The sequence below is a fragment of the Aeromicrobium sp. genome (assembly GCF_023146395.1).
Lineage (GTDB): Bacteria > Actinomycetota > Actinomycetes > Propionibacteriales > Nocardioidaceae > Aeromicrobium.
On the sequence record NZ_JAGLCD010000004.1, the window covers coordinates 409,382 to 429,792 of the forward strand.

General features: G+C 71.9%; 22 protein-coding genes and 1 riboswitch. Of the genes, 15 read left to right on the forward strand and 7 right to left on the reverse strand.

What is annotated here, in order from left to right; translation table 11 throughout:
- Positions 1-10 precede the first annotated feature (10 nt).
- The 3 genes from KAG51_RS03990 (at position 11) to KAG51_RS04000 (ending at position 2,615) form a co-directional block, all read left to right on the forward strand.
- Complete coding sequence (locus tag KAG51_RS03990) at positions 11-787, forward strand: inositol monophosphatase (protein WP_290580854.1); 777 nt, start codon at positions 11-13, stop codon at positions 785-787.
- On the forward strand, positions 784-1,368 hold the full coding sequence (locus KAG51_RS03995) for a TIGR00730 family Rossman fold protein (protein ID WP_290580855.1): 585 nt from the start codon (positions 784-786) through the stop codon (positions 1,366-1,368). Before KAG51_RS03990 ends, KAG51_RS03995 begins: the two co-directional genes overlap by 4 nt.
- Positions 1,369-1,442: 74 nt before the next feature.
- Entirely contained in the window at positions 1,443-2,615 is a 1,173-nt protein-coding gene (locus KAG51_RS04000) for a glycosyltransferase family 1 protein (RefSeq protein ID WP_290580857.1), read from the forward strand.
- A gap of 205 nt (positions 2,616-2,820) precedes the next feature.
- Here the strand turns inward: KAG51_RS04000 and rocD are convergent, their stop codons facing one another.
- From rocD to KAG51_RS04025, 5 genes are all read right to left on the reverse strand, one after another.
- Positions 2,821-4,032, reverse strand: coding sequence for an ornithine--oxo-acid transaminase (gene rocD / locus KAG51_RS04005; protein ID WP_290580859.1), 1,212 nt, complete (start codon positions 4,030-4,032; stop codon positions 2,821-2,823).
- A gap of 9 nt (positions 4,033-4,041) precedes the next feature.
- A complete protein-coding gene (locus KAG51_RS04010; protein ID WP_290580861.1) occupies positions 4,042-4,674 on the reverse strand; it encodes a DUF1775 domain-containing protein in 633 nt (210 codons plus the stop codon).
- Complete coding sequence (locus KAG51_RS04015) at positions 4,671-6,308, reverse strand: copper resistance protein CopC (protein WP_290580863.1); 1,638 nt, start codon at positions 6,306-6,308, stop codon at positions 4,671-4,673. Before KAG51_RS04015 ends, KAG51_RS04010 begins: the two co-directional genes overlap by 4 nt.
- Positions 6,305-7,030 (reverse strand): YcnI family protein, encoded by a 726-nt coding sequence (locus tag KAG51_RS04020; protein WP_290580865.1) that lies wholly within the window; start codon positions 7,028-7,030, stop codon positions 6,305-6,307. The genes KAG51_RS04015 and KAG51_RS04020 overlap by 4 nt, the downstream gene beginning before the upstream one ends.
- Before the next feature lie 86 nt (positions 7,031-7,116).
- Positions 7,117-7,629 (reverse strand): hypothetical protein, encoded by a 513-nt coding sequence (locus KAG51_RS04025; RefSeq protein WP_290580867.1) that lies wholly within the window; start codon positions 7,627-7,629, stop codon positions 7,117-7,119.
- Positions 7,630-7,692: 63 nt separating this feature from the next.
- On the opposite strand from KAG51_RS04025, the gene KAG51_RS04030 reads away from it, so the two are divergent.
- Both KAG51_RS04030 and KAG51_RS04035 read left to right on the forward strand, forming a co-directional pair.
- Positions 7,693-8,232 (forward strand): copper resistance CopC family protein, encoded by a 540-nt coding sequence (locus KAG51_RS04030; protein WP_290580869.1) that lies wholly within the window; start codon positions 7,693-7,695, stop codon positions 8,230-8,232.
- On the forward strand, positions 8,225-10,225 hold the full coding sequence (locus KAG51_RS04035; RefSeq protein ID WP_290580870.1) for a bifunctional copper resistance protein CopD/cytochrome c oxidase assembly protein: 2,001 nt from the start codon (positions 8,225-8,227) through the stop codon (positions 10,223-10,225). The genes KAG51_RS04030 and KAG51_RS04035 overlap by 8 nt, the downstream gene beginning before the upstream one ends.
- 73 nt (positions 10,226-10,298) lie before the next feature.
- Here the strand turns inward: KAG51_RS04035 and KAG51_RS04040 are convergent, their stop codons facing one another.
- Complete coding sequence (locus tag KAG51_RS04040) at positions 10,299-10,916, reverse strand: superoxide dismutase (RefSeq protein WP_290580872.1); 618 nt, start codon at positions 10,914-10,916, stop codon at positions 10,299-10,301.
- A 185-nt stretch (positions 10,917-11,101) separates the two neighbouring features.
- Between KAG51_RS04040 and KAG51_RS04045 the strand changes: the two genes are divergently transcribed.
- From KAG51_RS04045 to gcvP, 10 genes are all read left to right on the forward strand, one after another.
- Positions 11,102-11,716 carry a CDP-alcohol phosphatidyltransferase family protein gene (locus tag KAG51_RS04045; RefSeq protein WP_290580874.1) on the forward strand — a complete coding sequence of 205 codons (615 nt, stop codon included), beginning with the start codon at positions 11,102-11,104 and terminating at the stop codon, positions 11,714-11,716.
- A gap of 4 nt (positions 11,717-11,720) precedes the next feature.
- Positions 11,721-12,557, forward strand: coding sequence for a DUF881 domain-containing protein (locus KAG51_RS04050; RefSeq protein ID WP_290580876.1), 837 nt, complete (start codon positions 11,721-11,723; stop codon positions 12,555-12,557).
- Positions 12,554-12,886 (forward strand): small basic family protein, encoded by a 333-nt coding sequence (locus tag KAG51_RS04055; protein ID WP_290580878.1) that lies wholly within the window; start codon positions 12,554-12,556, stop codon positions 12,884-12,886. Before KAG51_RS04050 ends, KAG51_RS04055 begins: the two co-directional genes overlap by 4 nt.
- Complete coding sequence (locus KAG51_RS04060; RefSeq protein ID WP_290580880.1) at positions 12,879-13,697, forward strand: DUF881 domain-containing protein; 819 nt, start codon at positions 12,879-12,881, stop codon at positions 13,695-13,697. The genes KAG51_RS04055 and KAG51_RS04060 overlap by 8 nt, the downstream gene beginning before the upstream one ends.
- A 49-nt stretch (positions 13,698-13,746) precedes the next feature.
- Complete coding sequence (gene gcvH, locus KAG51_RS04065) at positions 13,747-14,121, forward strand: glycine cleavage system protein GcvH (RefSeq protein ID WP_290580882.1); 375 nt, start codon at positions 13,747-13,749, stop codon at positions 14,119-14,121.
- A gap of 75 nt (positions 14,122-14,196) precedes the next feature.
- Complete coding sequence (locus KAG51_RS04070) at positions 14,197-14,643, forward strand: FHA domain-containing protein (RefSeq protein WP_290580884.1); 447 nt, start codon at positions 14,197-14,199, stop codon at positions 14,641-14,643.
- Positions 14,636-15,340 (forward strand): MerR family transcriptional regulator, encoded by a 705-nt coding sequence (locus KAG51_RS04075; RefSeq protein ID WP_290580886.1) that lies wholly within the window; start codon positions 14,636-14,638, stop codon positions 15,338-15,340. The genes KAG51_RS04070 and KAG51_RS04075 overlap by 8 nt, the downstream gene beginning before the upstream one ends.
- Before the next feature lie 5 nt (positions 15,341-15,345).
- Positions 15,346-15,807 (forward strand): bifunctional nuclease family protein, encoded by a 462-nt coding sequence (locus KAG51_RS04080; RefSeq protein WP_290581257.1) that lies wholly within the window; start codon positions 15,346-15,348, stop codon positions 15,805-15,807.
- A gap of 155 nt (positions 15,808-15,962) precedes the next feature.
- Complete coding sequence (locus KAG51_RS04085; protein WP_290580888.1) at positions 15,963-16,553, forward strand: MerR family transcriptional regulator; 591 nt, start codon at positions 15,963-15,965, stop codon at positions 16,551-16,553.
- 93 nt (positions 16,554-16,646) lie between these two features.
- Positions 16,647-16,741: riboswitch (glycine riboswitch) on the forward strand.
- 67 nt (positions 16,742-16,808) lie between these two features.
- Positions 16,809-19,634 carry an aminomethyl-transferring glycine dehydrogenase gene (gene gcvP, locus KAG51_RS04090; RefSeq protein WP_290580890.1) on the forward strand — a complete coding sequence of 942 codons (2,826 nt, stop codon included), beginning with the start codon at positions 16,809-16,811 and terminating at the stop codon, positions 19,632-19,634.
- Here gcvP and KAG51_RS04095 read toward each other — a convergent pair.
- The gene (locus KAG51_RS04095; RefSeq protein ID WP_290580891.1) at positions 19,574-20,383 is read right to left on the reverse strand and encodes an alpha/beta fold hydrolase; all 810 of its coding nucleotides are present in this window, start codon (positions 20,381-20,383) and stop codon (positions 19,574-19,576) included. The two genes, gcvP and KAG51_RS04095, sit on opposite strands and share 61 nt — an antisense overlap.
- Between the last annotated feature and the right edge of the window lie 28 nt (positions 20,384-20,411).

Below are 20,411 nucleotides of genomic sequence, written 5' to 3' on the forward strand. Positions count from 1 at the left end.
GGGTCTGGCCGTGACCTTGATCGACGATGCCCTGCTCGCCGCCCGACTCGTCACCGATGCCGCGCAGCTCGCCGCGCACATGCGCACCGAGGGCCTCGAGGTGGCCCGCAAGACCTCGGTGTCCGACGTCGTGACCGATGCCGACCACGCGGCCGAGAAGCTCGTGGTCGAGACGCTCACGACCCACCGTCCCGCGGACGGACTGCTGGGTGAGGAGGGCGCCGCCCGCGACGGCACGTCGGGCCGGCGGTGGGTCATCGACCCGGTCGACGGCACCTACAACTTCGCCTCGGGCTCGGACTACTGGTGCTCGGCGATCGCCCTGACGCAGGACGACGTCGCGGTGCTGGGCGCCGTCGCGCACCACGCGACCGGCACGGTGTGGGTCGGCGGTCCGGACCTGCCGACGACCGCCAACGGGGAGCCGATCGGTGATCGCGAGGACCTCGGCCTCGCGCACCTGAGCGTCGCGAGCTACCTGCACCCCAGCGGCATCGCCCACGACCACGTCCGTGAGCCCTTCCTGCGCGCCGCCTCCGGCGCCGCGACGTTGCGGATGCTCGGCTCGGGGTCGATGGATCTCGTCGGCGTCGCCACGGGGCGCATCGGTGCGTGGTTCCAGCACAGCACGCCCGCGTGGGACTGGCTCCCCGGCGCCGCGATCGTCGCTGGCGCGGGCTGCAGCGCGGTGCAGCTCGAGCTCGGTGGCTTGCTCTGGTCGGCAGCCGGACCGCCATCGTCGACCCGGGAGCTGACCGCGCGCCTCACGGGGGAGCTGCCCGCGTGAGCACGCTGTCGTCCGTCGCGGTCTTCTGCGGATCCCGGTTCGGCGCCGACCCGGCGTACGAGGCCGCCGCCGTCGAGGTGGGGCGCACGCTGGCGGAGCGAGGCATCACGCTCGTCTACGGCGGGGGACGGGTGGGTCTGATGGGAGCCGTGGCCGACGCGGCCGTGGCCGCCGGCGGCGAGGTCGTGGGCGTGATTCCCCGGTCGCTCGACGAGCGGGAGGTCGCTCACGCGCGGCTGAGCGAGCTGCACGTCGTCGAGACGATGCACGAGCGCAAGGCGATCATGGCCGAGCGCGCCCAGGCGTTCCTGGCGCTGCCCGGCGGCATGGGCACGCTCGAGGAGATCACCGAGCAGTGGACCTGGACCCAGCTCGGCATCCACGCCAAGCGCAGCGCCTTCTACGACGTGGGCGGCTTCTGGCAGCCGCTCTCGGCGCTGGTCGACTCGATGGTCCGGACCGGGTTCCTGACGGCCGAGCACTCCGGACTCGTGAGCTTCGACCAGGACCTCGACGCGCTCCTGGGCCGGCTGGCCGAGCCGCTGCCCGCGCAGACCAAGGGCTACGACGCCCGGCCCTGATCCACCCCAGGCGTTCGCCGACACGTCACCACGACGTCTCCGCCTCGTCAGACGCCACCTCGAACGTGGGCGACATGAGGATTGCCATCGTCGCGGAATCGTTCCTGCCTCAGACCAACGGAGTGGTCACCTCCGTGCTGCACGTCCTGCAGCACCTCGAGCGTCGTGGAGACGACGTGCTCGTCATCGTGCCGGACAGTGCCGCGGGGCAGGTGCCGGCGCACGTGCACGGGGCCCGCGTCGTCACGGTGCCGTCGTGGTCGCTGCCGATGTACCCCGACGTGCGGGTCGCGACCGGCGGGGTGGCGCGCCTGCAGCGCCTCCTCGAGGACTTCGGTCCGGACGTCGTGCACCTCGCCTCGCCGTTCGTGCTGGGCTGGCGCGCGACCCTCGCGGCCCGGGAGCTCGGGGTGCCGACCGTCGCGGTGTACCAGACCGACGTGCCCGCGTACGCCGCCGAGTACGGCATGCCCTGGGCCGAGCGCCTGCTCTGGCGGCGCGTGTGCGACATCCACGACCGCGCCGCGGTCACCCTCGCGCCGTCCTCGAGCGCCGTGGCTGCGCTCGAGGCGCAAGGCGTGGAGCGGATCCGGATCTGGCGACGGGGCGTGGACTCCGCCCGGTTCTCGCCCGACCACCGCGACGAGGCACTGCGCCGCGAGCTCGCGCCGCACGGGGAGAAGCTCGTGGGGTTCGTCGGCCGCCTCGCGCCCGAGAAGCAGGTCACGGACCTCGCGGCCCTGGCGGGCGTCCCGGGGGTGCGTGTCGTGGTCGTCGGCGACGGTCCGGACCGGGCGAAGCTCGCCGCGGCGCTCCCGACCGCCCACTTCACCGGGATGCTGCACGGCGCCGAGCTGGGGCGGCACGTGGCGAGCCTCGACGTCCTGGTGCACCCGGGTGAGACCGAGACCTTCTGCCAGGTCGTGCAGGAGGCACTCGCGGCCGGGGTGCCGGTCGTGGCCGTGGCCAAGGGCGGCCCGCTCGACCTGGTCGACCACAGCCGCACGGGATGGCTCTACCCGCCCGGCGACCTGGCCGCCATGGCGAACCACGTCCGCGACCTCACCGGTGACGAGTCGAAGCGTCGCGCCTTCGGGACGGCGGCGCGCCGCGCCGTGCAGGACCGCCGCTGGTCGTCGGTGTGCGGCGAGCTCGTCGGTCACTACTCCGCCGCGATCGAGGCGGGCCTTCCCGCCGAGCCCTTCCCCCTCGGTCTCCTGCGCAAGCGCGGCAGCTCCCGAGCCTGACCCACTGAGCCTGACCCACCGAGTGGGACCCACCGAGTGGGGCGCAATCTGAGGGTTTGTGGCGGCTCGGAGGGCCTGATCTGAGGGGATGAGGGTGCTCCGGCACCCGCAACCCCTCGGATTGCGTCAGGCCCCCACCACGATCCCTCAGATTCCGTCGTCGCCGAGGACGGCGTCGTGCTGCAGTGGGGGATCGACCGGGGAGCTACGCCTGCAGCGCGGCTGCCAGCGCGTCGACCGCGTGGTCGATCTCGTCGCGGGTGATGACCAGCGGGGGAGCGATGCGCAGGGTGCGCTCGTGCGTCTCCTTGCAGAGCACGCCCTGGTCGCGCAGGACCATCGAGACCTCGCGGCCGGTCTTGGCCGCCGGATCGATGTCGACCCCGGCCCAGAGCCCCCGGCCGCGGACCGTCGCGACGCCGTGGCCGACCAGCTCACCCAGGCGCGCGTGCAGATGGGCGCCGAGCTCGGTCGAGCGCTCCTGGAACTCGCCGGTGCGCAGGAGGTCGACGACGGCGTGACCGACCGCGGCCGCCACGGGGTAGCCGCCGAACGTCGAGCCGTGCTGGCCCGGCTTCAGCACCCCGAGGACGTCACGCCGTCCGACGACCGCCGAGACCGGGATGATCCCGCCGCCGAGCGCCTTGCCGAGCGTGTAGAGGTCAGCACGCACGCCCTCGTGGTCGAGCGCGAACAGCGTGCCGGTGCGGGCCAGGCCGGACTGGATCTCGTCGGCGATCATGAGCACGTCGTTCTCGTCGCACGCGCTGCGGACGTCGGCCCAGAACCCCTCGGGCGGCACGACGACGCCCGCCTCGCCCTGGATCGGCTCCATCAGGACCGCGGCGGTGTTGGGTCCGATCGCGTCACGCACGGCCTGGGCGTCGCCGTACGGCACCGTCACGAAACCGGGCGTGAACGGACCGTAGTTGTCGTGCGCCGCGGGATCGTCGGAGAAGGAGACGATCGTGGTCGTGCGACCGTGGAAGTTGCCGGACGCCACGATGATCTCGGCGGCGTCGAAGCCGACGCCCTTGACCTCGTACGCCCACTTGCGCGCGACCTTGATGGCCGACTCGACCGCCTCGGCGCCGGTGTTCATCGTCAGCACCATCTCGGTGTCGGTGAGCTCGGCGAGGTCGCGGCAGAACGCGCCGAAGCGGTCGTTGTGGAACGCCCGCGACGTCAGGGTGAGCCGGTCGAGCTGATCGCGCACGGCCGTGAGCAGCGCGGGGTGACGGTGCCCGAAGTTGAGCGCGGAGTACCCCGAGAGGAAGTCGAGATAACGCCGTCCCTCGACGTCGGTGACCCAGGCCCCCTCGGCCTCGGCGATCACGACGGGCAGCGGGTGGTAGTTGTGGGCCCCCCATGCGTCGTCGAGCTCGATCACGGACTGGGTCGTCAGATGCTCGGCCATGCCCCCACGCTAACGGCTTCCCGGGCGTGCGCGACGCAGAGCGCCGCGGGCCGCGACGTACACGACGAGGGCCAGCACCCCGAGCGCGACCGCGAGCTGGCGTGCCGATGCGCCGTCATCGGGCAGCGCTGGCCCTCTGCCTGAGCTGCCGGGAGCCGTCGAGGCCACGACCTCGGCGAGCACCGCCGTCGTGGCGACGAGCCGGGGAGCGGGCCGCTCGGCGGACTCCGAGGTGTCGACCCAGTCGTACCCGTCCCCGTTCGCACAGCTCTGCCGTGTCGGGAACAGCAGCGCCTGGCCGACCGAGCCGGTCAGGCGTGCGATCACCGCGAAGCGCGGGGCGGCGCCGTCGCCGATCCCTGGACCGGCGAACACGACGCGCGACTCCTCGGTCGTGGCGGTCCAGCCCGTGGGGCCCGTGCCACCGAGGATCTCGGCACCCTCGGGCACGGCCACGGCCAGCTCGACGGTGGGCGAGGCGTCGCAGGAGTGGTCGAACGTGAACGTCACCTCGACCGAGCCGTCGCCCTGCGGCACCGCCTGGTCCAGGATCACGTGGGCCGACGCGGGGGCGACGCCCCAGCACAGCAGGGCCGTCACCAGCCCCAGGACCAGAGCGCCTCGGGTGCTCGTGCGAGTCATTCGGTCACCTCCAGGACGGCGGAGTCGGACGGGCGTTCGTAGGTCGAGATGCGCACACCGACGTCGATGCGCCAGGTGCCGGCGATCGGCAGGTCGATGCTGCCCTCGTAGGAGCCGGGGGCGACCTCGACGAGCTCGTGCCGGAACGGTCCGAGCTCGAACTCCTCGATGCCGACCGAGACCTGAGGTGGCTCGAGCGCCACCACCGGCGCTCCACCCGCGTCGACGACCGTCAGCTGGGCGCTGTTGGTGCCCACCCCGCCCGGGGTCAGGACCAACGTGCCGCGCACGCCGTCTCCGAGATCGAGGTCGAGCTCGGCCGGTGCGGGCGCCGCCGACACGGGGGCGGCCTCGCTGGCCCGCGGCACCTGCGTCACCAGCCCGGCCGTGACGGCCGTGACGACGGCCACGAGGACCACCTCCGCCACGACGGTGCGCCGCAGCAGACCGAGCTCGATCGTGCGGTGGGTCCGCAGGTGGCGCAGGTTCCAGGCGGCCACCAGCAGGAGGGCGACGACGAGGGCGAGCTTGACGATCAGGTGCACTCCGTACGAGCTGTCCGGAAGGCCGCTCACCGTGGCGGGCACCCGCCACCAGAGCACGCTGCCGGAGACCACGAGGACGGCGAACGAGACGAGGGCGACGGCGGAGAAGCGGCGGACGGCCTGTTGCACGTGCATGGCGCGGACCGCGCGGCCCGCGGTGAGCAGCAGCACCAGGCCGACCAGGCCGCCGGCCCAGACCGCGGCCGTGACCGTGTGCAGCACGTCCGCGGTCAGCACCAGCCACACGGGCCCGAAGGTCCGGGTGTGGCCCACGACCGCCAACGACCCGACCGCCACGGCGGCTGCGGCGAGCGCGAGGGCCGGGGCGCGGCGCACGGTCACGGCGGCGAGCGCCAGCGTGAGGCCCAGCACGAGGGCGGCAGCGCCGGTGCTGGTCTGCCACGTCGACGCCGTGACCAGGGCGCTCCCCAGCCCGGAGAGCTCGGTGGCGTTCTGCCAGAGGGCGGTCAGGGGGGCCAGGGCGACGGCAGCCAGCACCGCGAGGACGGCGGCGATCGCCCCGGTGCGCTGCAGGCGGCGCCGGGCGACCGGTGACTCGCGTCCGGCCGAGGTGGCCACCAGGAGACCGAAGGGGAGCAGACCGGCGGCGACGAGCACGCCGCCGTAGCGGACGGCCTCGGCCGTCTTGCGCAGCAGGTCGACGTCGCGCGGAGCGTCGGCTGTCGGCAGGTCGACCGTGGTGGCTGACGGGGCGCCCACGGAGAAGCTGAGCCCACCCGCGACGGGATGGCTGTCGGCCGAGATGACCCGCCACCCGACGATGTACGTGCCGTCGCCGAGCTCGTCCGTGGGGGTGATCGTGACGACCTCGTCGCTGGCGCTGATGTCGGCCGCGACGGGAGCGCCGTCGCTGTCCAACAGCTCGACGCCGTCGGTCAGACGCACCGGCTCGGAGAAGGTCAAGGCGATCTCGGCCGGGGACTCGGTCAGCACCTCGCCGTCGGCCGGGCTCGTCGAGATCAAGGAGGCGTGGGCATAGGCCGGTGCGGCCAGCAGGCCCAGGCTGAGGAGCAGCAGCCCGGCGGGCACGGCCAGGAGCCGTGCCCGCCGGAGCGTCGTGGCGATCACGAACGCGAGCCACTCCTGGCGAAGGCCGCGCCGCCGAGCAGCAAGCCGCTGGCGCCCAGCGCCAGCGCCACCCAGCCGACTGCGCCGGTGCCGGACGCGGACTCGTCGGCCGCGCTGGCCGCGGTGTCGGACTCGTCACCGGAGCCGTGGTCGTGACCGTGGCCGTCGTCGGTGGCGGCCGTCAAGGTGAAGGCCGGGGCCGGCGCGTCGGGCTCCGGCTCGCCCTCGACGGTCTCGTCGATCCAGGCCGTCTCCCCGGTCTCGCAGGTCTGGATCGTGGGGAAGGCGAGCTGCTCGCCGGCCTCGCCCTCGGGGAGCTTGAGCTGGAGCTCGAACGCATCGCGGTAGCCGTCCGGGAGCGGAGTCGTCGCGGTGTAGACGACCTCGGAGACGCGCTCGGTGTACTCGCCACCGTGCCCGTCGTCGACCGGGTCGGCCAAGGGCTCCATGACCTTCTCGATCGTGTAGTCGGCGTGACGCGTCGGCGTCACGGCGTAGATGCCGTCCGGGATGGAGATGCTGACCTTCGTGGTGGGTGATCCGTCGCATCCGTGCGGGTTGCTGAACGTCAGCAGGGAGTACGCCCCCGAGGCGGTCGTGCTCGGGGTGACGGTGACGTGGGCGCTCGCGGCACCGGCGGCGAGGGTCGCCGCACCGAGGCCGAGGGCACTGCCCACGGCAAGTCGTCGCACGGCTCGGGTGGGCAGGGTGAAGTGGTTCATGCAGATGGTCCTTCAGAGGTCGGTCGGGACGTCGCCGCGCAGGGCGCACGACGACGACGGGCGCGCCACGGGGCGCGTCCGGGGTGTCAGACGACCGACAGCGGGGGACCGCGGCGACTCAGGGAGCCGATCAGCAGCGGGGTGAGGGCGCGCGGCACGACCGTGGCCAGGGCGACGGGACGCGTCACGACCGGCGCGGGCGAGGGGCGACCCACGAGCGACGGGCTCAACCACGCGTGGAGCCGCCACAGCAGGGCCTCGCCCCGCGCCAGCAGCCCGGCGCTGGCACCGACGCCCGCGAGGTGAGCCAGGAGCATCGCGGGGTCGTGCCACGCGGCGTGTCCGTGGAGGTAGCCCGTGAGCGTGTGGACGCCGACCTGGGCGAGCGACAGCAGGATCAGCAGGGTGGCGGCGCCGATGCGACGCGCGCCGATCAGGAGGGTCACCCCCGAGACGGCGAGGACGGCCAGCGAGGTGGCGAGCCACGACGTGTGGGAGCCCCCACCCAGCACGTGGGACGCCGAGGCGACCCCGGCCACGACCAGGCCGACGGCCGCGGCGCGCACCAGGCGCAGGCCTCCACGGCTCGGGTCCCACATGACAGCGGACCCTAGCAGCGCGATCGGGGCGCCTCGGCCCCGGCAGGTACGCTCAGCAGCGCCATGACCGTCCACCTCTCGCGTCCGACCCCCCGGTCCACCGGCCTGCTCGCCGCGCTGCTGCTCGTGACGCCGCTGCTGGCAGCAGCGTCGTTCGACGGCGCCTCACCCGCCTTCGCTCACGCGGGTCTGGTCTCCTCCAGCCCGGCGTCACGGGCCGAGCTCACGACGATGCCGCCGCAGGTCCGGCTGACGTTCAACGAGGACATGAACCGTCCGTCCTACGTCACGGTGGCCTCGCCCGACGGGACCGTCGTGGCCGAGGGGGAGGCCACGATCGACGGCCGCGACGTCGTCCAGACCGTCGAGGACCCGGGCCAGGCCGGCACGTACCGGGTCGACTACCGGGTGATCTCCGCCGACGGCCATCCCGTCGAGGGGGCCCTGGAGTTCGACGTCACGACGGGGGAGACCGTCGAGTCCAGCACGTTCGAGCAGGTCACGTCGTCGCGCTGGTGGTGGATCGCCCTCGTGGCCCTGCCGTGGCTGGCCCTGGTCGCCCTGCTCCTGCAACGCCGGCGAACGGGGTCGAGCCATGACTGACCAGCTGACACCCGAGCGCACGACCGAGGTCACCCCCTCGGCGCCCACCGGACCTGGACTCGCGGTCGCGGTCGGCACCACGGTGGCGTTCACGGCCCTGGTCCTCACGATGGTGATCGGCGGGTCGGCGCCCCAGCCGCCGGCCGTCGGTCTTCCGGATCCCGGCCCCCTCGTCGGCTGGCTCCTGCCGTCGCTGACCCTGGTGGCCGACCTCGCCGCGATCGTCGTGATCGGGTTCCTGGTGCTGGCGGCGGTGCTGCTGCCCTCCTCGGGTCACGACGCGCAGGGCCTCGCGGTCGACGGGGTCCGCATCGCGCGTCGTGGCGCCTGGATCTGGTTCGGCTCGACGGTGCTGCTCTACGTCGTGACGTCGGCCGACCTGTTCGCGGTGCCGCTCACGCAGCTCGACAGCGACGTCCTGGTCGCCGTCACGCGCGACAGCGAGGTGGGACGCAGCCTGGTGCTGCAGGCGCTCGGCGCCCTCGTGCTGGCGCTCGTGCTGCGCTGGACCATCGGGGTGCGGGCCCTGGCCGGCTGGAGCGTGTTCGCCCTGCTCGTGCTGCTGCCCGCGGCGCTCTCGGGCCACGCGGCCTCGGGAGGATCGCACTCCTTGGCCACCGTGAGCCTGTACTTCCACGTGACGGCCGTGGCGGTCTGGGTCGGGGGGCTCGTCGCGCTCGGCTGGGTCGCGCGCCGGGGGAGCCGCCGGATCGAGCCGGCCATCGCCCGCTACTCGACCGTCGCAGCCTGGTGCTTCGCCGTGGTCGGCGTCTCCGGCGTGCTCAACGCCTCCGTCCGCGCGTCCTCGATCGACCAGCTCTTCGGGTCCGAGTACGGCCGGATGGTCACGGTGAAGGCGGTGGCCTTCCTCGCGCTCGGCGTGTTCGGCTGGTACCAGCGCCGACGCATCGTGGCGGTCGGCGGCGGGTTCGCGCGCCTCGCGGCCAGCGAGATCCTCCTGATGGTCGGCACGATCGGCGTCGCCGTGGCGCTGTCGCGCACCGCACCGCCCGTGGGCGACGTCCTGCTGACCCCGGCCGAGGATCTCATCGGTGGCCCCATGCCCCCGGCCCCGACGGTCGAGCGATTCCTCACCAGCATCTATCCGAGCGGCGTCGGCATCGCCGTCGTCGGGCTCGGATCGGCGCTCTACATCGCCGGCGTGCTCGTGCTGCGACGGCGCGGCGACCGCTGGCCCGTCGGTCGTTCGATCGCCTGGGCGCTCGGCATGGTGGTGGTCGCCTGGGCCACGATGGGCGGGCTCGGCACGTACTCCCACGTCCTGTTCAGCGCGCACATGGTCAGCCACATGCTGCTGTCGATGGTCGCGCCGATCTTCCTGGTGCTGGGCGCCCCCGTCACCCTGGCGCTCCGGGCGCTGCCAGGGCCACGCCAGCCGGGCGAGGTGTCGCCCCGCGGGATGCTCACCGCCGCCCTGCACTCGCGGGTCGCGCGCTTCCTGACCCACCCCGTCGTCGGGCCCGCGCTGTTCATCGGCAGCCTCTACGCGCTGTACTTCACGCCGCTGTTCGACACCCTGATGCGCAGCATCCTGGGCCATGTGGGCATGGAGCTGCACTTCCTCGCGGTCGGCACGCTCTTCTACTACGTCATCATCGGCGTCGACCCGTCACCGCGTCGCCTGGTCCCGCTGGCGCGGTTCGGCGTCATGCTCGTGACCCTGCCGTTCCACGCGTTCTTCTCGATCGCGGTGATGTCGGCCACGGTCCCCACGGGCGAGTCGTTCTACCGTGACCTCGACCGTCCGTACCTCACCGACCTGGTGCACGACCAGTACCTGGGCGGCAGCATCTCGTGGGCGCTCGGCGAGGTGCCGCTGCTGATCGTCATGATCGCGCTGCTCGTGCAGTGGTTCCGCACCGACCTGCGCGAGCAGCGCCGCATCGACCGCGCCGCCGACCGCGACGACGACGCCGAGCTCAAGGCCTACAACGAGCGCTTGCGTCGCATCGCCGAGCGCGACCGGCGCTGACCCCCCACCCCTGCGCGCGCGACGAGGGGCCCGCACCTGATCGGTGCGGGCCCCTCGTCGTGGGTGAACCAGGTCAGAAGATGATCTGGCCGCCCGTGGTCGCCGCAGTGAAGCGCTCCTGGGCGTCGGCCCAGTTGACGATGTTCCAGAACGCCTTGACGTAGTCGCCCTTGACGTTGAGGTAGTCGAGGTAGAACGCGTGCTCCCACATGTCGAGCTGCGTGATGGGGATCAGCGTGGCCGGGATGTTGGCCTGCTGGTCGTAGAGCTGCACGACGAGCAGCTTCTGGCCCAGGGAGTCCCAGGCCAGGATGGCCCAGCCGGATCCCTGGATCGTCAGAGCCGTCTGCTCGAAGTGCGCGCGGAACTTGTCGAAGGAGCCGAAGTTCTCGTCGATCGCGGCCGCGAGGTCACCCGTGGGCTTGTCGCCGCCCTCGGGGGAGAGGTTCTTCCAGAAGATCGAGTGGTTGATGTGACCACCCAGGTTGAACGCCAGGTTCTTCTCGATGCCGGCGATCGCGCCGAAGTTCTCCGACTCGCGCGCCTCCTCGAGCTTCTCCAGCGCGGTGTTCAGGCCAGCGACGTAGTTGGCGTGGTGCTTGGAGTGGTGCAGCTCCATGATCTTGCCGGAGATGTGCGGATCCAGGGCACCGTAGTCGTACGACAGATCGGGCAAGCTGTAGTCAGCCACGCGTCCTCCTCGGGTCGGGGCCCACGGCCCCGCCTAGTTCGATGGGGTGGAGTTGATGTTCGCTCTCCATCTTGGCACTCGCACCGAACCGCGCAGCACGAGCCCTGCACCGTCTCTCGATGTGGAACGACGACGCGCCACGCGTGGCGGCCGGTCCGCGGACCGATGGCTTAGTCTTGCCGGTGATGAACACCGAGGATCGCGTGCTGACGGTGCCCAATGCCCTCAGCTTCGTCCGGCTGCTGCTGGTGCCCGTGTTCCTGTGGCTCGTCCTGGGACCGGAGTGGGACGAGCTTGCCCTGCTCGTCCTGATCATCTCCGGCGTGACCGACTACCTCGACGGCAAGCTCGCCCGCACGCTGGGCCAGACCTCGAAGATCGGCGCGATCCTGGACCCGGTCGCCGACCGGCTCTACATCTTGGCCGTCGTGGTGGGCCTGGGCCTGCGCGAGATCATCCCGTGGTGGCTCGTGGTCGCGATCCCGCTGCGCGACGTGTTCCTGTTCAGCCTGGTGCCCTTCCTGCGGACCCGCGGCTTCAGCTCGCTGCCGGTCCACTTCCTGGGCAAGGCGGCGACGGCTGGTCTGCTCTACGCCTTCCCGCTCCTGCTGCTCGGCGACGGGGCCGGCACGGTCGCCGACCTGGCCAACGTGTTCGGCTGGGCGTTCGCCATCTGGGGTGTCGGGCTCTACTGGTGGGGCGGGGTCCTGTACGCGTTCCAGGTGCGTCGCCTGCTGACCACGTCGCCGCGCCTGGCCCCGGAGGACCGTCCGACCCGCCGCGACCGACGACCGGTCTGATCCGATGCGCTCCGACCCCGCGGGAGCCCCTGGTGACCGTTCGTCCAGGCCCGAGCGCACCCCCTACAGCCGCGAGGCCACGGGTCTGCTGGACCAGATCGCCGAACGTGCGCTCGACGACGACTACTACGTCGTGCGCCCCGGACGGTACTCGCGATCGCGCGGTCTCAACACCGCGGCCACGGCCCTCGTGCTGACGCTGTTCACCCTGATGGTCACGATCACCGCAGTGCAGTACTACCAGGACCGCCCGTCCCGCAGCGAGACCCGCGACGCCCTGCTGGGTGACATCGAGCAGGGCCAGCGCCTGCAGTCCGATCTCCAGCTCCAGGTCGCCACGCTCGAGAACGAGGTCGCGTCGCTACGCGGCGACCTGCAGAAGACCCCCGACGAGCTCGCCGACGAGCTCGCCGCCGGGGCATCGCAGGTCCGGGGCGACGGGGTGCGCATCACGATCGACCCGGTCGAGGGGCTCAACCTCGGCGACGGTGAGCTGCGGGCCATGGTCAACGAGCTCTGGATCGGCGGGGCCGAGGCCCTGGCCGTCAACGGGCAGCGCTGGGGCGCGCTCACGTCGCTGCGCGCGGCCGGCGGGGCGATCACGATCAACTTCACCTCGATCGGGGCGCCGTACGTCTTCTCGGTCATCGGTGACCGCGACGCGATCCGCGAACGTCTCGAGGTCAGCGGCGAGGACGGATACTGGAAGCGTCGGCAGAATCAGGACGAGTTGACGTACAGCGTGGTCGATGCCGACGATCAGGTGCTGCCTGCGGCACCCGCACACCGCACGACCATCACCCGCGCCACCCCGGTGCCGGCCGAGGAAGGAACCTCATGATCCCGATCCTCGGTCTGGTCGCGGGCGTCGCCGTGGGTCTGGTGCTGCAGCCCGAGGTGCCGATCGCCCTGCAGCCCTACCTCCCGATCGCGATCGTCGCGGCCCTCGACGCCGTGGTCGGCGCGCTGCGCGCCCTCGGCGAGCGGCGCTTCGACGACCGGGTGTTCGTCGTGTCCTTCGTCTCCAACGTCCTGATCGCCGCGTTCATCGTGTTCCTGGGGGACCAGCTGGGGGTCGGCTCCCAGCTCTCGACGGGCGTCCTGGTCGTGCTGGGCATCCGGATCTTCGCGAACGCGGCGGCCATCCGACGGCGGGTGTTCCATGCCTGAGGACGACGACGTGCGCCTCGCGACGAGCGCCGACGAGAGCCCCGAAGCCGGCACGGCGGACAGCTCGGCGGACGGCCCTGAGGACGACGCTCGTGAGGACACGGGGGACGCGAGCCCTCGTCCCGTCGGGCGCCGGCGGGCCCGACAGCTGCTCACGGCGGTCCTGCTGGGTCTGCTGGCCTTCACGGTCACCGTCCAGCTGGGCCAGGACGAGGCCGACAGCTACCAGAACCTCCGCAGCGTCGAGCTCGTGGAGCTGCTCAAGACGCTCGACGCGACGAACGGGCGCCTCTCGGACCAGATCGAGGACCTGACCGCCACGCGGGACGATCTCCGGTCGTCCACCAACGCCTCGGAGACCGCTCAGAAGGAGGCCCAGCGCCGCCTCGACGACCTCTCGATCCTGGCTGGCACGGTCGGGGCCACGGGGCCCGGCGTGCGGCTGACCCTGTCCGACCCCGGTGACACGGTCGGGGCCTCGCTCCTGCTCGACACCGTCCAGGAGCTGCGCGACGCTGGCGCCGAGGCGATCGTGATCAACGGCTTCGCTCGCGTCGTGGCCCAGACGTGGTTCGCCGACGACCCCGCGACGGGGGACGTGCTGGTGTCCGGCAAGCAGGTCGAGGGCCCGTACGTCATCGAGGCGATCGGCGATCCTGCGACGATGGCGCCGGCGATCGACTTCCGCGGTGGCATTGCCGACCGGGTCGAGTCCCGAGGTGGCACACTCTCGGTCGAGCGCGTCGACAGCATCACGATCACGGCCCTGGCTGACGTCGTGTCGCCCGAGTACGCTCGCAACGTTTCCTGACCTGATCGACCCCCACCGACCCCCGTTCGGACTGCTTGAAGGAGCGCCCGTGATCCCCGAGGACCTGCACTACAGCGAAGAGCACGAGTGGGTGCGCGTCGACGGCGACGTCGTCACGATCGGCATCACCGACTTCGCCCAGGACCAGCTCGGCGACATCGTTTACGTGGAGCTGCCGACGGTGGGCGACACCGTCGAGTCCGGGTCCACGGTGGGGGAGCTGGAGTCGACCAAGTCGGTCAGCGACATCTTCAGCCCGGTCTCGGGCGAGGTCGTGGCCCGCAACGAGGCGCTCGACGGCGGCGAGGAGGTCATCAACTCCGATCCCTACGGTGAGGGATGGCTCTTCAAGGTGCGCGTTCTCGACGACGCCACCGAGGGTCTCCTCACGCCTGAGGAGTACGCGGGACTCACCTCGGCGTGACGCCGCCGGATGTTAGGTTGAGTCTCCAACGGCACGCGCCGCGCGCGTGCTCTTCGCCGCCGGAAGGGAGTGGACATGACGACGCCAGGTGACGGTCAGCCTGACCCGCGTGACGCGGTCGAGCACACGACGCACATTCCCTACGTCGACCATGACACCGAGGAGATGTCGGCCGACGACCTGGCCACGGTCGAGAAGCTGCCCAACGGCTCGGCGATGCTGCTGGTGCAGCGCGGTCCCGAGGCCGGCGCCCGCTTCCTGCTCGACGCCGACGAGGTCACGGTCGGTCGTCACCCGGGCAGCGACATCTTCCTCGACGACATCAGCGTCTCGCGTCGCCACGCCACGTTCCGGCGCGAGGGTGACACCTTCGTGGTCTCCGACAAGGGCAGCCTGAACGGCACGTACGTCAACCGTGACCGGATCGAGCGCGACATCACGCTCGCGGGCGGCGACGAGGTCCAGTTCGGCAAGTTCCGGCTCCTGTTCTTCGACAGCAGCGCCACGCGTGGCCGTGGGTGATCGTGGGACGGGCGGCGCTGCCTCCTTCGAGCGCCTCGGCATCGGCAAGGTCCTCGACGAGCTCCTGACGGAGTTCCCCGACCTGACGATCACGAAGATCCGGTACCTCGAGTCCGAGGGCCTGCTCGAGCCCGAGCGCACGCCGTCGGGCTACCGCAAGTTCAGCTTCGACGACGTCGAACGCCTGCGCTTCATCCTGCGTCAGCAGCGCGACGCGTTCTGGCCGCTGAGCCACATCCGTCAGGTGCTCGACGACCTCGACAACGGTCGCGTGCCCACCGACCAGACCGGCCGGCACCTCGCGCTCGCCGAGGACGGGCTGCCCACGGCCGAGACGTTCTCGGAGCGTCCGAGCCGGGCTCGTCTGACGCGTGAGGACCTGCTCGAGCAGGCCGACATCGACCAGGCCCTGCTCGAGGAGATCGAGGCCCACGGTCTGATCGTGCGCCGCGCGCGGCAGAAGTACTACGACGGCGACGACCTGGCGATCGCGAGTGCGGTGGCCGACCTGGCCCGGCTCGGCGTCGAGCCCCGGCACCTGCGCCAGGTCCGCACCGCGGCCCAGCGCGAGGCCGATCTGGTCGACCAGGTCGTGGGGCCGCGGTCGGGCGACGACGCCGAGGCCACCGCGGCTGCGCTCGCGGCGGGGTCGATCCGGCTGCACACGCTGGTGCTCCGGTCGCTGCTGCAGGGGTGACGACGGTGCGGGAGGTCGAGATCGTCGGCGTCCGGGTCGACATGCCTGCGAACCAGCCGCTCGTGCTGCTGCGCGAAGTCGGCGGGGCTCGGGTCGTGCCGATCTGGATCGGTGCGGTCGAGGCCTCGGCCATCGCCTTCGCGCTGCAGGGCACCCCCACCGCGCGTCCGCTCACGCACGAGCTCATGGGGACCTTGGTGGAGGCGTTGGGCGACGAGCTGCAGCGGGTCGAGATCGTCGACGTGCGCGACGGGATCTTCTACGCCGAGCTGCACTTCGAGTCCGGTGCGGTCGTCGAGGCCCGGCCGTCGGACGGCATCGCGCTCGCCCTGCGCACGGGGGCCACGGTGCTCGTCGCCGAGGACGTGCTCGACGCCGCCGGTCTCCTGCCCGAGTCCGACGAGGAGGCTGAGGTCGAGCGGTTCCGCGAGTTCCTCGACGACGTCGACCCCGAGGACTTCGCCTAGCGCACGCGCCAGGCTCCAGATGAGTCGCCGACACGCCGCCGTGGTGCTTGACCACCCTAACCCTCACCTTTAACTTGAGGGTGCTGTCGAAATGACCCCGGTGCAATTCGTTCGGGGTACTCTTCCCCGTACCGACGCCATCGAAGGGCCGTGCCATGATCGAACCCCGCGACGCTGCACCTGACACCTCGGGGCGCGACGACGCTGCTGCCGCAGCCGGCGACCAGGGTCTGCTCTTCGACGACGACCTGGCACCCGTCCCCGGGGGCACCGGGTACCGCGGTCCCACCGCCTGCTCGGCCGCCGGCATCACCTACCGTCAGCTCGACTACTGGGCCCGCACCAAGCTCGTGGAGCCCTCGGTGCGGTCCGCCACGGGGTCGGGCACCCAGCGCCTCTACTCGTTCCGCGACATCCTGCTGCTCAAGATCATCAAGCGTCTGCTCGACGCGGGCGTCTCGCTCCAGCAGATCCGCACCGCGATCGACCACCTGCGCCAGCGTGGCACCGACGACCTCACCCAGGTCACCCTGATGAGCGACGGCGCCAGCGTCTACGAGTGCCGCTCCGCCGATGAGGTCATCGACCTGCTGCGCGGCGGGCAAGGTGTGTTCGGCATCGCCATCGGTGGTGTGTGGAAGGAGATCGAGGGCTCGCTCCACGAGCTGCCCAGCGAGCAGACCGTCGACGAGACGTTCCTGACCGACGAGCTCTCCGCTCGTCGCCGCGCGCGCGGCGCCAGCTGAGCCTGGTCCTTCGCGCCGCGGTCCGCGCGTGACGCACACCGCGCGCGTTCGTGACGTGGGCGCCGTGGCGCCTTGCTAGGCTGACCGGGCTGTAGACGCCGTGTGGGAGAGACTGACCCACCCAGGGCAGCGCCGAAGGGGCAATTCCTCCCCGGAACCTCTCAGGCATCCCGGACCACGCGGACGAAGCAATTCTGGAGGTCTGCCGACAGAAGGGGAGGGGAGCTCAGCCCCTCGACCCCTCTGGAGCGTCTCGTGACCTCGTTCGTGGATCGCCACATCGGCCCCCGCCCCTCCGACATCGCCGCCATGGTCGAGCGAGTCGGCTTCGACTCGCTCGAGGCGTTGATGACGGCCGCCGTCCCGGCGGGCATCCGCACGCAGCACGCCACCGAGGTCTCGGCAGTCGGCCAGAGCGAGCACGAGGTGCTTGCCCGCCTGCGGGCGCTCTCGGAGCGCACCACCCCGGGTGTCGCGATGATCGGTCTGGGGTACCACCCGACCCTGACGCCGCCGGTGATCCGCCGGAACGTGCTCGAGAACCCGTCCTGGTACACGGCCTACACGCCGTACCAGCCGGAGATCTCGCAGGGCCGGCTCGAGGCCCTGCTGAACTACCAGACCCTGGTCGGGGACCTGACCGGTCTTCCCACGGCCAACTCCTCGCTGCTCGACGAGGGCACGGCCGCGGCGGAGGCGATGACGCTCGTGCGCCGGGCCGTGCGTGGGCGCGACCAGGCTCCGGTCGTGGTCGACACGGGTCTGCACCCGCAGACGATCGCCGTCGTGGCGACCCGGGCGGAGGCGATGGGCATCGAGCTCGTCCACGCCGACCTGTCCGAGGGTCTGCCGGTCGAGGACTGTGCCGGCACGATCATCGCCTACCCGCGCAGCGACGGTGCGATCGTCGACCCCCGTGCCGTGATCGAGGCGACCCACGCCGCCAACGGGCTCGCCGTCGTCGTGACCGACCCGCTGGCGCTCGTGCTCCTCGCCTCGCCCGGCTCGATGGGTGCCGACGTCGCCGTCGGTTCGGCCCAGCGCTTCGGCGTCCCGATGTTCTACGGCGGTCCGCACGCCGGCTTCATGGCCGTCCGCGCTGGACTCGAGCGACACCTGCCGGGCCGGCTCGTCGGGGTCTCGGTCGACGCCGCCGGGCGACCGGCCTACCGGCTCGCCCTCCAGACCCGCGAGCAGCACATCCGCCGGGAAAAGGCCACGTCCAACATCTGCACGGCGCAGGTCCTGCTCGCGGTCACGGCGTCGATGTACGCCGTGTACCACGGCGCCGAGGGCCTGCGGGAGATCGCGGCGCGGACCCACGCGCACGCCGCGACCATCGCGAGCGCCCTGCGCGCCGGCGGGCTGCGCCTGCGGTCGGAGGCGTTCTTCGACACCCTGACGGTCCAGACCCCGGAGCGTGCTGCCGAGATCGTGGCTGCGGCCCGGGCCGCCGGTGTGCACCTGCGGCAGCTCGACGCCGACCATGTCGGGGTCAGCACCTCCGAGGCCACGACGCCGGAGCACGTCATCGCCGTCCTGGAGGCGTTCGGGGTCGATCCGCAGGCCGGCACCCCGGGCTCCGCCCTGCCCACCGGCCTGCTGCGCACCGACGCGATCCTGACCCACCCGGTCTTCTCCGAGCACCGCAGCGAGACGCAGATGCTGCGCTACGTGACCCGGCTCAGCGGCCGCGACTACGCGCTCGACCGCGGCATGATCCCGCTCGGGTCCTGCACCATGAAGCTCAACGCGACGGCCGAGATGGAGCCGATCAGCTATCCGGGCTTCGCCGAGCTGCACCCGTTCGTGCCGGCGGAGGACGCCACGGGCTTCATCGAGCTGATCGACCTGCTCGAGGGGTGGCTGGCCGACCTGACGGGGTACGCCCGCGTCTCGATCCAGCCGAACGCGGGATCCCAGGGCGAGCTCGCGGGCCTGCTGGCGATCCGGGCGTACCACCGCAGCCGCGGCGACGAGGCCCGAACGGTCTGCCTGATCCCCAGCTCGGCCCACGGCACCAACGCCGCGTCGGCCGTCATGGCCGGGATGAAGGTGGTCGTGGTGGCCTCGACCGACGAGGGAGAGGTCGACCTGCAGGACCTCCGTGCCAAGTGCGCGACGCATGCCGCCGAGCTCGCGGCGATCATGGTCACTTATCCGTCGACCCACGGGGTCTACGAGCACGGCATCACCGAGCTGTGCGAGATCGTGCACGAGCACGGCGGTCAGGTGTACGTCGACGGCGCCAACCTGAACGCGCTCGTCGGGCATGCCCGTCCGGGCGAGTTCGGCGGCGACGTCTCGCACCTCAACCTGCACAAGACGTTCTGCATCCCGCACGGCGGCGGCGGTCCCGGCGTCGGCCCGGTGGCCGTGGGGGAGCACCTCGCCCCGTTCCTGCCCACCCACCCGCTGCATCCGGACGTGTCGCGGCGCGAGGGGCTCGGCCCCATCAGCGCCGCACCGTACGGCTCGGCCGGCATCCTGCCGATTCCGTTCGCGTACATCGCCCTGATGGGGGCCGACGGGCTCACGCAGGCGACCTCGGTCGCGGTCCTGGCGGCCAACTACGTCGCGAAGCGCCTGGGCGATGCGTATCCCGTGCTGTACTCCGGCGACCAGGAGCTCGTGGCGCACGAGTGCATCCTCGACCTGCGTCCCATCACGAAGCAGGCCGGGCTCACGATCGACGACGTCGCCAAGCGGCTCATCGACTATGGCTTCCACGCGCCGACGATGAGCTTCCCGGTCGCGGGCACGCTCATGATCGAGCCGACCGAGTCCGAGGACCTGGCCGAGCTGGACCGCTTCTGCGACGCGATGCTCGCGATCCGGGCCGAGATCGACCAGGTCGCCCGAGGCGAGCTGCCGGCCGACGACAACCCGCTGGTCAACGCCCCGCACACCGCGCGCGAGCTGCTGGAGTGGTCGCACGGCTACCCGGTCGCGTCGGGGGTCTTCCCCTCAGGCTCCACCGACGACAAGTACTGGCCGCCGGTCGCGCGGATCGACCAGGCCTACGGCGACCGCAACCTGGCCTGCACGTGCCCCCCGTTGGAGGCCTTCGCCGAGGCCTGAGCCGTCCAGAAGTCGACGATGCGGTCGACGACGGCCTCGGGGCTGCGCACCCAGCGCACGTGATCGGTCGTGCCGTCCGGGCCGGCCGCCTCGCGCGTGAGCGTCCAACGGGTCGTGCGGGCCGGGTCGCAGAACCGCTCGACCCAGTCGTCCGTGGCCGCTGACACCGCATAGGGATCGGCCTGCAGCTTGATCACGAGCGTGGGAACCGCGATCCGCTGCGCGACCGGGAACGGCGGCCGGCCCGTGACGGCCCACGCGCCCCACTCGCGCATCAGCGTGCGTGCCCCCGGTGCGCCGAACGCCGGGCGGGGGAGGTAGCCGAACGCGAACGTGAGCGGCCAGGCCATGGCCCCGGCGGCGAGCACGGGCAGGCCACCGCGGGGATACCGGCGGAACCACGGGGTGGAGGCGCCGATGCCGATCACGGCGTCGGGGCCGCGCTCGGCGGCGTCCACGCCGGTGCTCAGACCGGCGGTGATCTGCCCGCCGAGGCTGTGACCCAGCACGACGACCGGGCGTCTCGGCGCCTCGGCGCGCGCCGTGGTGATCGCACGCGCGAGGTCATCGATCTCGTCGGCGTAGGACCAGTCGTCGTGCCGGGAGGCGGTGGGAAGATCGTCCTCGAAGCCACGACGGGCCAGCGCCCGCGCCGCCCAGCCGCGACGTTCGAACGACGCGACCAGCGGCTCGTAGTAGCGCGAGCCGACGGCCATCGCCGGGTTGATCAGGACAATCGGAGGAGACACCGGACCATCCTGGCGCGTCGGGGACGGG